The sequence below is a fragment of the Pseudomonas sp. F220 genome (genome assembly GCF_057813935.1).
Map to the genome: position 1 here is coordinate 222,813 of NZ_JBVASJ010000001.1, position 13,213 is coordinate 236,025.

The following is a 13,213-nucleotide window of genomic DNA, read 5'->3' on the forward strand; positions in this document are numbered from 1 at the left end:
CTTGTGACTGCTACGCGCGGTCAGACGCCGAATCCAGGCATCAACCATAGGACTGCTCAAAGGCTGATCCAGATAAGTGGCGAGCAAGTTCCAGCTTCAAATCCGCCATCAGAGCGCATCTCCATAGCGCTGTTTACGCTCGTAGAGTTTGCTGGCCTTACCTTCCAGACGGGCAAGCAAGGACGCTTCATCCCGCAGAATTTGTCGCAATGGCAGCAGGAAGTAACCCTTGAGGAAACGCAGCTTGTCGCGGCGGGTCAGGCCGATATCCAGCGCCGAGAAATACAACCCCGCCAGATCCTTGTTGCGCCAGCGCTTGGTGATCGCCGAGCGGGTCTGTGCACGGTGCAGGTCAATTACGGAAAGTTTCAAGTCGTCGGCAGTTACCGGCTTATCGGTGTGCAGCAGAAAATGGCAGATATAGCAGTCGCGGTGATTGACCCCAGCGCGGTGCATCATGCCGGTCATTCGCGCCACTTCAGCGATCAGTGCGCGCTTGAGCCTGGGTTCTGGCGGCTGCTTGACCCAATCAATGCTGAAGTCTTCGAGGCTGACGGTCGGCGCCAGCTCTTCGGTGACAATGAACGAATGCTGATCCGCCGGGTTGCTGCCGCGCTCGCCATAGGCGACGGCGGTCATGGTCGGCACACCGGCTTCGTGCAGGCGCTCCAGGGCCCGCCATTCCTGGCCAGCACCGAGCACCGGGAGTTTGGCGGTGAGCAAATTCTTGAAGATTTCGCCCCAACCGATACCACGGTGGATTTTCACAAAATAACCGCGCCCGACAACTTCAGTGCGCAAGGTACGGCGCGCTTCCAGCTCACGGTAAACCTGACCGTTCAGCCCCTCGACTTCGGCGAACGCATCGCGCCCGGCCCAAAGGGTCTTGAACGGTTCGGCAAGAATCAACTTCATCAGTGTTGCTCCGCCAGAATCACATCCGCAGCGTGCTGCGGCATGCTATAGAGGTCGGCCGTCTCGGCAAAGGCCAGACCATTACGGCTCCAGGCCATGCGTGCGGCATCGTCGCTCAACATGCTGCTCAGGTATTGAGTGAGCTGCGCCTGTTCGAACGGTTCATCCAGCACCAGACCGCTCTCGGCCTCGGCGATGTAATGGGCGTAGCCGCAGACCGCGCTCACCAGCACCGGCAGCCCTGCCACCAGTGCTTCGAGCAAGACGGTACCGGTATTTTCGTTGTACGCCGGGTGGATCAACAGATCGGCACCGAGCAGAAAGCGTGGAATATCGCTGCGACCCTTGAGGAACTGCACATGCTCACCCAAGCCCAGTGCAGCGCTCTGTAATTGGAATACTTTGGGATCGTCCTGGCCAATTACAAATAGCTGGGTGCGCTTCTTCAATTCCGAAGGTAATGCCGCTAGCGCCTTGAGGCTGCGATCGACGCCTTTGGTTTTGAAGCCGGAGCCGATCTGCACCAGCAGCAAATCATCGTCGGCCAGCTTGAACTCCCGACGGAATTCGGCGCGAACCTCGGCCGCATTGGCCGGTGCGCGACGGTCCAGAGCGATGCCCGGCGGCAACAAGTGGAAGCGCTGCAAAGGCGTATCGTAATGCTTGATGAACAACGGCTGCTGGACTTCGGAAATCATCAGGACTTCGGTTTTGGCGTCCTTGGCGAACACCGCGCGCTCGTACTCGGCGAAGTGCCGGTAGCGGCCCCAACGACGATAGAGCGAGTTGCGCAGGGTCTGCGCCTTTTCCTCAAAGCAGCCGTCGGCGGCGTAGTACACGTCCAGCCCCGGCATTTTGTTGAAACCAATCAAGCGGTCCACCGGGCGTTTGGCCAGATCGGCCTCCATCCAGGCGCTGAGTTTCTCGTTGCGCCGATGATTGAAGATTGCCTTGACCGGCGCCACCAGCACTTCGAAACCCGGCGGGATATCGCCTTCCCAGATCAGCGTGTAGACACGAATCTGATGCCCTCGCTGCTGACACTCCAGGGCAATGCGCATGAAGTCGCGCTGCAAACCGCCAAACGGGAAATATTTATAAAGGACAAAAGCCAGTTGCATCAGCGCAGCTCCTCAGCCAGTAACAACGTGCTTAATCGGCTCGCGACACGCTCGGGATTCAGGCGAGTGAAGCACAACGGCCACTCGCGCTTCAGGTCAAACCGCTGCTGGTCTTCAGCAGTCGGTTGATAGGTACATTTCTTTTGCAGGCAAGGCGCGCAGCTTGGAAAATCGCTCGCCAGATGGATCTGACTCTTGCCGTAGGCGCCAGTCAGGCCCGGATTGGTCGGACCGAACAGCGACAGGGTCGGCACATCCAGCGCTGCCGCCAGGTGCCCGAGGCCGGTATCGACCGCGACACACGCCTGCGCGCTGGCCAGAACCTTGGCCACACCGGCCAGATTCAGTTTGGGCAAGACTTGGGCATTATTCAGACCGCTGGCAATCCGCTCAGCCCGGGCCTTTTCGGCCGGGTTGCCCCACGGCAGTTTCACCTCGACGCCCAACTGGCCCATTCGCTCAGCGAGCTCACGCCAGTAGGCTTCCGGCCAATGCTTGGTGTCCCACGTGGTGCCGTGCAGGAACAATACAAACGGATTTTTGCGCGGCAGCTCAACCAGTTTCTCCACGCTCAAACCGTAGTCGCCGAGGCCTTTGGGCAAGTCGTAACCCAACGCCACCGCAAACAACTGACGCACCCGTTCTACCGCGTGCTGCCCACGGGCCACCGCCAAACGTCGCGAATAAAAACGCGCGGCCAAGGGTTCGCGGGCCGACTGCTTATCCAGCCCGGCCACCGGCGCCTGGACGTAACGGGTCAACCAGGCGCTTTTCAGCAAGCCTTGAGCGTCGATCACCAGGTCATATTTAGTCGCGCGAATGCTTTGCTTGAAGCGCCGCCATTCGCCGCTTTTGATGGTCTGCCAGATGTTCTGGCGCCAGCGACGAATCGCCACCGGAATCACTTTGCCAACAGCCGGGTGCCAGGTGGGAATCTCGGCAAAGCCTTCTTCCACCACCCAGTCGAATGTGATCCCCGGGATCGCCCGCGCCGCATCGGTCAATGCCGGCAAAGCATGAATCACATCGCCCAGGGAGGACGTCTTGATCAACAGTACCCGCAACTTACTTAACCTCGACCACAGAGCCCTGCAACCGCTGCAAGGCATCGGCCACAGGTTGCGGCATGAGCTGACGCAAACAATTGTAATGGCCAAAACGGCAGGTGCGATCGAAGCATGGGCTGCACTCGATACCCAACCGGACAATCTCGACCTTCTCGGCCAACGGCGGGGTGAAACCTGGCGACGTCGAGCCGTAGACCGCCACCAGCGGCCGGTTCAGCGCGGCCGCCACGTGCATCAGCCCGGAATCGTTGGACACGACCGCATCAGCGCATGACATCAAATCGATGGCTTCGGCCAGCGAGGTGCCGCCACTGAGGTTCACCGACTCTTCACGCAGGCCGGGAATCAGCCGCGCGCGAATGTCTTCGCCGACCGCGTGATCGTTCTTCGAACCGAACAGCCAGACTTGCCAGCCCTCGCGAATCTTCAGCTCGGCAACTTTGGCGTAATGCTCGGACGGCCAGCGCTTGGATTCACCAAACTCGGCGCCCGGGCACAGCGCCAACACGGGCCGGTCCAGCTCCAGGCCAAACTTGGCCAGCGCAACATCGCGAGTGGAGTGGTCGATTTGCAGGGCCGGACGCGGATACGGCTTGGGTAGCTCGGCGCCGGGATCAACAGCCAAGGCCATGAAGCGCTCGATCATCAGCGGGTAACGCTCTTTATCGAGCGTGCGCACATCGTTGAGCAAGCCGTAGCGGAACTCGCCACGCCAGCCGGTGCGTTTCGGGATCCCGGCGAAAAACGGCACCAGCGCCGATTTGAGCGAGTTGGGCAGCAAAATCGCCTGGTCGTACTGACCGGCCAAAGACTTGCCAATACGCCGACGGGTCGCCAGTTCGAGCACGCCATGGCCGAGCGGAAAGCTCAAGGCTTGCCGCACTTCGGGCATGCGTTCAAGGATCGGCCGGCTCCACTCGGGAGCCAGCACGTCGATTTCGCACTGCGGATGGCGCTGTTTCAGACACTGAAAAAGTGTCTGCGCCATCACCATGTCACCGACCCAGCTGGGCCCAACGATCAGAATTCTCATAGTTATCCACAAACGAGCGGGGAGGCATGACCAGTTGACCCGGTTGCCTCCCCGTCTTATTTATCCAGGCTTTATTTGACCAGTGTACGCCACTCGGCATGGGCGGACGTTTCGCCGCTGACCAGATCGAAGTAAGCCTTTTGCAATTTCTCGGTCACCGGCCCCCGACTGCCAATACCTATACTGCGGCCATCGACTTCACGGATCGGTGTCACTTCCGCAGCGGTACCGGTGAAAAACGCCTCGTCAGCGATGTACACCTCGTCGCGGGTAATACGTTTTTCGACAAACTTGATCCCCAGTTCACTGGCCAGGGTCAGAATCGTGCTGCGGGTGATGCCGTTCAGGCAGGCCGTAACGTCCGGGGTGTATAGCACGCCATCCTTGACCAGAAACACATTCTCGCCCGAGCCTTCGGCAACAAAACCTTCCGGGTCCAGCAACAGCGCTTCGTCGGCACCGCCGGACAAGGCTTCCTGCAACGCCAGCATCGAGTTGATGTAATGACCATTGGCCTTGGCCCGGGTCATGGAAATGTTCACGTGGTGCCGGGTGAAAGAACTGGTGCGGACCTTGATCCCGGTGCGCAGCGCTTCTTCGCCCATGTACGCACCCCAGCTCCAGGGCGCAATGATCACGTGGACTTTCAAACCGGTGGCACGCAGCCCCATGGCCTCCGACCCGTAGAACACCATCGGGCGGATGTAGGCGCTGTCGAGCTTGTTCTCGCGCACCGCGACACACGTCGCTTCATTAATGTCGTCTTTAGAGAACGGAATCTTCATGCCCATGATGTGGGCCGAGTCGAACAGACGATCGGTGTGCGCCTGCAAGCGAAAAATCGCCGTGCCTTGTGGGGTGTCGTATGCGCGCACGCCTTCGAACACGCCCATGCCGTAATGCAGGGTATGGGTCAGCACATGGGTGGTGGCGTCTCGCCACGGGACCAGCTTTCCGTCATACCAAATTACGCCATCACGATCGGCCATCGACATGATTCAGCTCCTTAGCAATCCTGCCCGAAAGCCGTAGCCACCGGGCAAACAGGACGAGCCATCAGCGGCCCGCCGGATACGTTCTATCGCTTTACTCAGTGCTAGCTCAACCCCAGTTCGGCCCAAATCCGCAGCACTTCTCGCCTTTCGGCCTCGAATTGATCACCGCCAATCACCCCGGCCTCGTTCTGCAAAGCCTGACGGTGAGCGGCCGCACGGTAGGCCTTATAGGCTTCGCGTAACAGGCTGGCATCGGTGGCAGGCATCAGCCCGACCTCCTCCAACCCTTCAAGAATGCGGATATTGTCGGTATAGCGCAGCAGCAACGGGTGCTCTTCGGACCACGCCAAGGCCGCGTATTGCACCATAAATTCAATATCGACGATACCTCCGGCGTCCTGCTTGAGATCGAACGGCGCCGTGGCCTCGAAGGCGTTTGCCGCGGTTCCGGCAGCCGTCGCTTTACTCCCAAGGTTGTCGCGCATCTTGGCGCGCATCTCGCTGACTTCCAGTCGCAACTTGGGCAGATCACGCTCACGCCCCAGCACCTGCGCCCGGACTTTCTCGAACGCCGCCCCAACCTGTTTGCAACCGACCAACACCCGCGCCCGCACCAACGCCTGATGCTCCCAGGTCCAGGCTTCATTCTGCTGATAACGCTCGAAAGCGCCGAGCGAACTGACCAGCAGCCCCGAAGCGCCGGACGGTCGCAGGCGCATATCCACCTCATACAACTGACCCGAGTTGGTCTGGGTGGTCAGCAAATGGATGATCCGCTGGCCCAGTCGGGTGAAGAACTGCGCACCATCGATGGGTTTGGCGCCATCGGTTTCCGCTTGCGGGTCGCCGTCGTGGATAAACACCAGATCCAGGTCGGAACCATGTCCGAGCTCCAGGCCACCCACTTTCCCGTAACCGACAATGATGAAGCCCGGATCGCACAAGGTGCCATCCGCGCGCTGCGGCGAACCGTATTTGCTCACCGTCTGACGCCAGGCCAGTGCCAGCACTTGTTCGAGAATGGCTTCGGCCAGCCAGGTCAGGTAATCGCTGACTTTCATCAGCGGCAAGCTGCCGGCGATTTCCGACGCAGCTACCCGCAGGCGGTGGGCCAGTTTGAAGTGACGCAAGGCTTCCATCTGCTGTTCGAGGTCATCCTCGGGGATTCGCGTCAGCCGTTCGCGCAGCTCGGCGGCCAGTTCCGGCGCCAACGGCGGTTTGAACAAACGACCTTCGTTGAGCAATTCGTCGAGCAACAGCGGGAAGCGGGTGATTTGTTCAGCGATCCACGGACTGGCCGCGCACAAGGTCAGCAGTCGGCGCAAGGCTCCCGGGTTTTCCGTGAGCAGCACCAGATAGGCAGATCGCCGCGCCACTGCTTCGACGAGTGGCAGCACCCGCTCCAGCACCAGATCCGGATTGGCATGTTCCACGGCCTGCGCCAGCAAGCGCGGAATAAATGCATCGAGCCGCTCACGGCCGAGGCGCTGCATGGCACGCAATTGCGGGCTACCGCGCAGACCGGCCAGCGTTTTCAACGCTTTCGGCCCGTCGACGAAGCCGCCTTCCTCCAATTGTCGGCAAGCGACATCTTCGTCCTGAGCCTCTTCCCACAAGGGTAGCCACTCACCGCCGACCACCACTTCGCCTGCGTCGCCCTCTTCTTCATCAGGGTCAGCGATCACCTGACGGAAGTGCCAATCCACCCGTCCACGCCAATACATAAGTTGTTCATGGAACGCCGTCCAGTTGGCAAAGCCGAGCATGAAGGCGATTCGCGCCTGATCCCGCTCACCGTCCGGGAGCATTTGCGTCTGCCGGTCGGCAATCGCCTGAATCGCGTGCTCGGTGTACCGTAAGAACTCATAACCTTCACGCAACTCGCTGATCACTGCGGGCGGCAAGTAACCTTGCCCTTCCAGAGTACTCAATACTTTTAATAGCGGACGCTGCTGCAAGCTCAGGTCGCGGCCACCGTGAATCAACTGGAACGCCTGGGCGATAAACTCGACTTCGCGGATCCCGCCGGAACCGAGCTTGATGTTCTCGGCCATGCCTTTGCGCCGGACTTCCTGCTGGATCAGCTGCTTCATGGTACGCAGCGCTTCGATCGCGGAAAAATCCAGATAACGCCGATAAACGAACGGTCGTAGCATATCGAGCAATTGCGCACCGGCGACCTGATCCCCGGCCACCACCCGCGCCTTGATCATCGCGTAACGTTCCCAGTCGCGGCCCTGGTCCTGGTAGTACTGCTCCAGCGCGTTGAAGCTCAACACCAAAGCGCCAGATGAACCATATGGACGCAGGCGCATGTCGACACGGAACACAAAGCCGTCGACGGTCATCGGGTCCAGCGCCTTGATCAGCCGCTGACCAAGACGAATGAAGAACTCCTGATTATCCAGCGAACGTTTCACGCCGACGGTCTCGCCGCCTTCGGGGTAAGCGAAGATCAAATCAATGTCAGAAGAAAGATTGAGTTCCACGGCGCCTAGCTTGCCCATACCGAGGATGACCATCTGCTGCGGCTCGCCACTGCGCCGGCCAGTCGGCGTGCCGAATTGCTGGCAATGGCGCGAATACAACCATTGATAGGCCTGGTCGATACTGGCGTCTGCCATGTCCGACAGATCGCGGCAGGTCTGTACCAGATCCGCCTGGCGGTTCAGGTCGCGCCAGATGATCCGCACCTGGTGCCGGGCGCGCTGGCGACGCAGGGCACGCCCGAGCTCATCGTCGCTCTCTGCCAGTTGCACGGCGGCAGCGATCTGGCCACACAACTCGCCAGGGGCAAAGTTGCGGTCCAGTTCGCCGGACTGCACCAGTTCGAGCAACATCAACGGGTCGCGGACGCTCTGTTCAATGACGAAGTCGCTGGCCGCGGTGACGCGGGCGAATGCCGCCCAGCGCTCAAGTGACCATGTGGACAAACCATGATCGTCGTCCAGTGCGGCAACAGCAGTACGCAGCGACTGCTCGGCGCGATTGACCAATGGCAGAAGAATGGCCGGCAGTTCGGCCAGCGTTGGCAGGCTCATGGTCTATCCTTGATCGGCGTATGAGAGGCGGGGTGTAGTGAATGCACGAAACACGCTACACAAAGGACTGTCGAACAAAGGTTAGAAATAGCTGGAAAAACAATTTTCTTGGCAGTCAACATCAACCTTCTACCTTTTGCTGTTCGATAAAGACCAACAATAGCGATTATTCTCACCAACCAGAAGGCGCTTATTGGTCGCTATTCTGTAGTTTTACTACTGGTATATACATTCGAAAGGCTGAAATGGCCGACGATTTGTAGTAAAACTACACGCCGCCGGAACAACCTCTGGCAATCCAAGAATTTATATCGTCTGCCCACAAGGCCAGTCGCAAACTCAGGCAACCGATTCTGGAAGCCTTTCCGCCCTGGAGCAAGCCATGCAAGACCTCGATCCCGTCGAAACCCAGGAATGGCTGGACGCCCTGGAATCGGTTCTCGACAAAGAAGGCGAAGACCGTGCTCACTATCTGATGACCCGTATGGGCGAACTCGCGACCCGCAGCGGCTCGCAACTGCCCTACGCCATCACCACGCCGTACCGCAACACGATCCCTGTTACCCACGAAGCACGCATGCCTGGCGACCTGTTCATGGAACGCCGCATTCGCTCGTTGGTACGCTGGAACGCGATGGCCATGGTCATGCGCACGAATTTGAAAGATTCTGACCTGGGCGGTCACATCTCCAGCTTCGCCTCCAGCGCAACCCTGTATGACATCGGCTTCAACTACTTCTTCCAGGCCCCGACCGACGAACATGGCGGCGACCTGATCTACTTCCAGGGCCACACCTCGCCAGGCGTTTACGCCCGTGCGTTCATGGAAGGTCGCATCACCGAAGAGCAAATGAACAACTTCCGCCAGGAAGTCGATGGCAAGGGCTTGTCGTCCTACCCGCACCCTTGGCTGATGCCGGACTTCTGGCAGTTCCCGACCGTATCCATGGGTCTGGGTCCGATCCAGGCGATCTACCAGGCGCGCTTCATGAAGTACCTGGAAGCCCGTGGTTTCATCCCTGAAGGCAAGCAAAAAGTCTGGTGTTTCCTGGGCGACGGCGAGTGTGATGAGCCGGAATCCTTGGGCGCCATCTCGTTGGCTGGCCGCGAAAAGCTGGACAACCTGATCTTCGTTATCAACTGCAACCTGCAGCGCCTCGATGGCCCGGTTCGCGGCAACGGCAAGATCATCCAGGAACTCGAAGGCGTGTTCCGCGGTGCGCAGTGGAACGTGACAAAAGTCATCTGGGGCCGTTTCTGGGACCCACTGCTGGCCAAAGACGTCGACGGTATCCTGCAACGTCGCATGGACGAAGTCATCGACGGCGAGTACCAGAACTACAAAGCCAAAGACGGCGCGTTCGTGCGTGAACAGTTCTTCAACTCGCCAGAACTCAAGGCGATGGTTGCTGATCTGTCCGACGACGAGATCTGGAAGCTCAACCGTGGTGGCCACGACCCGTACAAGGTTTACGCGGCGTATCACGAAGCGGTCAACCACAAAGAACAACCGACCGTCATCCTGGCCAAGACCATCAAGGGTTATGGCACCGGTGCCGGCGAAGCGAAGAACACCGCGCACAACACCAAGAAGGTCGATGTCGAGAGCCTGAAGCTATTCCGCGATCGTTTCGACATTCCGGTCAAAGACAGCGAGCTGGAAAACCTACCGTTCTTCAAACCGGAAGAAGGCAGCGCCGAAGCCCGTTACCTGAGCGAGCGTCGCACCGCACTGGGCGGCTTCGTCCCTCAGCGTCGCGCCAAGAGCTTCAGCCTTCCGACCCCGCCACTGGAAACCCTCAAGGCTATCCTGGATGGTTCCGGCGACCGCGAAATCTCCACCACCATGGCCTTCGTGCGGATTATTTCGCAGCTGGTCAAGGACAAGGACATCGGTCCGCGCATCGTCCCGATCATCCCCGACGAAGCCCGTACCTTCGGTATGGAAGGCATGTTCCGTCAGTTGGGCATCTACTCGTCCGTTGGCCAGCTCTACGAGCCAGTCGATAAAGACCAGGTGATGTTCTACAAAGAAGACAAGAAGGGCCAGATCCTCGAAGAAGGCATCAACGAAGCAGGCGCCATGAGCTCCTTCATCGCTGCCGGTACTTCGTACTCCAGCCACAACCAGCCAATGCTGCCGTTCTACATCTTCTACTCGATGTTCGGCTTCCAGCGTATCGGCGACCTCGCCTGGGCCGCTGGCGACAGCCGCACCCGTGGTTTCCTGATCGGTGGCACCGCCGGCCGTACCACGCTCAACGGCGAAGGCCTGCAACACGAAGACGGTCACAGCCACATGCTGGCAGCGACCATCCCGAACTGCCGCACCTTTGATCCAACCTACGGCTACGAGCTGGCGGTGATCATTCAGGACGGCATGAAGAAGATGACCGAAGAGCAGCAGGACGTCTTCTACTACATCACTGTGATGAACGAGTCTTACCAGCAGCCAGCCATGCCGGCCGGTGTCGAGGAAGGCATCATCAAGGGCATGTACCTGCTCGAGGAAGACACCCGCGAAGCGGCACACCACGTACAACTGATGGGCTCCGGCACCATCCTGCGTGAAGTCCGTGAAGCGGCGAAGATTCTGCGTGAAGAGTTCAACGTCGGCGCTGACGTGTGGAGCGTTACCAGCTTCAACGAACTGCGTCGCGATGGCCTTGCCGTGGAGCGCAGCAACCGTCTGCACCCAGGTCAGAAGCCTAAGCTGAGCTACGTCGAAGAGTGCCTGAACGGCCGTCAAGGTCCGGTCATCGCCTCTACCGACTACATGAAGCTGTTCGCTGAACAAATTCGTCAGTGGGTCCCGTCCAAGGAATTCAAAGTCCTGGGCACCGACGGTTTCGGCCGCAGTGACAGCCGTAAGAAGCTGCGTCACTTCTTCGAAGTCGACCGTCATTTCGTGGTGTTGGCAGCCCTGGAAGCCTTGGCTGACCGTGGCGATATCGAACCTAAAGTCGTGGCTGAAGCCATCGCCAAGTTCGGTATCAACCCGGAAAAACGCAACCCACTGGACTGCTGAGGAGATTTTCTGTGAGCGAACTCATTCGCGTACCTGACATCGGCAGCGGTGAAGGTGAAGTAATTGAACTGATGGTCAAGGTCGGCGATCGCATCGAAGCCGACCAGAGCATCCTGACGCTTGAGTCGGACAAGGCAAGCATGGAGATCCCTGCGCCAAAGGCCGGGATCGTCAAAAGCCTGAAAGTGAAGCTCGGCGATCGCCTGAAAGAAGGCGACGAGTTGCTGGAACTGGAAGTCGAGGGTGCCGCCGCGGCACCTGAGGCTCCGGCCGCAGCTCCAGTGGCGGCTGAAAAGCCTGCCGCAGCTCCCGCTCCTGCTGCCGAGGCCGCCCAGGCTCCGGCCGCCGCGCCAGCCGCTGCCACCGTTCAGGACATCCATGTTCCGGACATCGGCTCGTCGGGCAAAGCCAAGATCATCGAAGTACTGGTCAAGGTCGGCGACACCGTCGAGGCTGATCAATCCTTGATCACCCTCGAATCCGACAAAGCCAGCATGGAAATCCCGTCGCCGGCCGCCGGTGTGGTGGAAAGCCTTGTGGTCAAGCTGGACGACGAAGTCGGCACTGGCGACCTGATCCTCAAGCTGAAAGTTGTGGGCGCAGCTCCGGCTGCCGCTCCAGCGCAAGCTGCTGCGCCGGCCAAGGCTGAAGCGGCTCCTGCAGTTGCCGCCGCTGCCCCGGCACCGGCTGCAAAAGCTGAAGCCGTGCAGGCTCCAGCCGCTGCGCCTGCGCCAAGCGGTGCCAAGGTTCACGCCGGCCCGGCTGTGCGCCAACTGGCCCGTGAGTTCGGCGTCGAGTTGAACGCAGTGAGCCCAAGTGGCCCACACGGTCGTGTGCTGAAAGAAGACGTACAGGTTTACGTCAAAGCCATGATGCTCAAAGCCAAGGAAGCACCAGCTGCCGGCGTAAGTGGCGGCGCGGGCATTCCTCCGGTTCCGGTGGTCGACTTCAGCCGTTTCGGCGAAATCGAAGAAGTGCCGATGACTCGCCTGATGCAAATCGGCGCGTCGAGCCTGCATCGCAGCTGGCTGAACATTCCACACGTGACTCAGTTCGACCAGGCCGATATCACCGATCTGGAAGCGTTCCGTATCGCTCAGAAAGCCGTCGCAGAAAAGGCCGGCGTCAAGCTGACCGTACTGCCGCTGCTGCTCAAATCCTGCGCGCATCTGCTCAAGGAACTGCCGGACTTCAACAGTTCGCTGGCGCCAAGCGGCAAAGCGATCATCCGCAAGAAATACGTCAACATCGGCTTCGCCGTCGACACTCCAGATGGCCTGCTGGTACCGGTTATCAAGGACGTCGACAAGAAGAGCTTGCTGCAACTGGCTGCCGAAGCCGCCGTACTGGCGGAAAAAGCCCGGACCAAGAAGCTCTCGGCTGACGACATGCAGGGCGCTTGCTTCACCATCTCCAGCCTCGGGCACATTGGCGGTACCGGCTTCACGCCGATCGTCAACGCGCCGGAAGTGGCGATCCTCGGTGTATCCAAAGCAACCATCCAGCCAGTCTGGGACGGCAAAGCCTTCCAGCCGAAACTGATGCTGCCACTGTCGCTGTCCTACGATCACCGTGTGATCAACGGCGCCGCTGCTGCACGCTTCACCAAGCGTCTGAGCGATCTGCTGGCGGACATCCGTACCATCCTGCTGTAAGACCGGCCGGCCCTCCTTCACGGGAGGGCCTACCGCGCTCCATGTTTTCCGAGCGCCACGCTCGTACCTCAACCCCGCCAATTTGGCGGGGCTTTTTTTGCCTGCGTTGCGGTAAACCACACCTCGTTGTAGCAGCTGACGAGTAATGCGAGGCTGCGTTCGGCGGCGAAGCAGTCGTAAAACCTGCAACCGCGCTTTAACAAGCAGATCGCAGTGCATGGATTACGGCCGCTTCGCCGCCGAACGCAGCCTCGCGGGCTCGGCAGCTGCTACAGGGACCTATTCAACTGTGAGACCATCCATCGCCCAAGTTGCAGAACTGCCCTCGCCGGCCGATACATTCTTATAGCACTTAGCC

The 13,213-nt window shown here is 59.7% G+C and carries 8 protein-coding genes; 2 read left to right on the forward strand and 6 right to left on the reverse strand.

From position 1 onward, the window contains the following. Positions 1-108: 108 nt before the first annotated feature. From rfaP to glnE, 6 genes are all read right to left on the reverse strand, one after another. Complete coding sequence (rfaP, locus tag ACZYSM_RS00995; RefSeq protein ID WP_489067975.1) at positions 109-915, reverse strand: lipopolysaccharide core heptose(I) kinase RfaP; 807 nt, start codon at positions 913-915, stop codon at positions 109-111. Next, complete coding sequence (locus ACZYSM_RS01000; protein WP_489067977.1) at positions 915-2,036, reverse strand: glycosyltransferase family 4 protein; 1,122 nt, start codon at positions 2,034-2,036, stop codon at positions 915-917. Before ACZYSM_RS01000 ends, rfaP begins: the two co-directional genes overlap by 1 nt. Continuing rightward, positions 2,036-3,100: a lipopolysaccharide heptosyltransferase I gene (gene waaC / locus ACZYSM_RS01005; protein WP_489067979.1), complete on the reverse strand. Its 1,065-nt coding sequence runs from the start codon at positions 3,098-3,100 to the stop codon at positions 2,036-2,038. The genes ACZYSM_RS01000 and waaC overlap by 1 nt, the downstream gene beginning before the upstream one ends. A 1-nt stretch (position 3,101) precedes the next feature. Further along, positions 3,102-4,136: a lipopolysaccharide heptosyltransferase II gene (gene waaF / locus ACZYSM_RS01010; RefSeq protein WP_489067981.1), complete on the reverse strand. Its 1,035-nt coding sequence runs from the start codon at positions 4,134-4,136 to the stop codon at positions 3,102-3,104. A gap of 71 nt (positions 4,137-4,207) precedes the next feature. After that, a complete protein-coding gene (locus ACZYSM_RS01015) occupies positions 4,208-5,131 on the reverse strand; it encodes a branched-chain amino acid transaminase (protein ID WP_489067983.1) in 924 nt (307 codons plus the stop codon). A gap of 101 nt (positions 5,132-5,232) precedes the next feature. Beyond that, the gene (gene glnE / locus ACZYSM_RS01020; RefSeq protein ID WP_489067985.1) at positions 5,233-8,172 is read right to left on the reverse strand and encodes a bifunctional [glutamate--ammonia ligase]-adenylyl-L-tyrosine phosphorylase/[glutamate--ammonia-ligase] adenylyltransferase; all 2,940 of its coding nucleotides are present in this window, start codon (positions 8,170-8,172) and stop codon (positions 5,233-5,235) included. 382 nt (positions 8,173-8,554) lie between these two features. Between glnE and aceE the strand changes: the two genes are divergently transcribed. Beyond that, on the forward strand, positions 8,555-11,200 hold the full coding sequence (gene aceE / locus ACZYSM_RS01025; RefSeq protein ID WP_489067987.1) for a pyruvate dehydrogenase (acetyl-transferring), homodimeric type: 2,646 nt from the start codon (positions 8,555-8,557) through the stop codon (positions 11,198-11,200). 11 nt (positions 11,201-11,211) lie between these two features. After that, positions 11,212-12,855, forward strand: coding sequence for a dihydrolipoyllysine-residue acetyltransferase (gene aceF, locus ACZYSM_RS01030; protein WP_489067989.1), 1,644 nt, complete (start codon positions 11,212-11,214; stop codon positions 12,853-12,855). Positions 12,856-13,213 lie beyond the last annotated feature (358 nt).

Bases quoted from the DNA above. Each gene is read 5' to 3' on its own strand.
- rfaP (WP_489067975.1), bottom strand. From the start codon at position 915: ATGAAGTTGATTCTTGCCGAACCGTTCAAGACCCTTTGGGCCGGGCGC.
- ACZYSM_RS01000 (WP_489067977.1), bottom strand. From the start codon at position 2,036: ATGCAACTGGCTTTTGTCCTTTATAAATATTTCCCGTTTGGCGGTTTG.
- waaF (WP_489067981.1), bottom strand. From the start codon at position 4,136: ATGAGAATTCTGATCGTTGGGCCCAGCTGGGTCGGTGACATGGTGATG.
- ACZYSM_RS01015 (WP_489067983.1), bottom strand. From the start codon at position 5,131: ATGTCGATGGCCGATCGTGATGGCGTAATTTGGTATGACGGAAAGCTG.
- glnE (WP_489067985.1), bottom strand. From the start codon at position 8,172: ATGAGCCTGCCAACGCTGGCCGAACTGCCGGCCATTCTTCTGCCATTG.
- aceE (WP_489067987.1), top strand. From the start codon at position 8,555: ATGCAAGACCTCGATCCCGTCGAAACCCAGGAATGGCTGGACGCCCTG.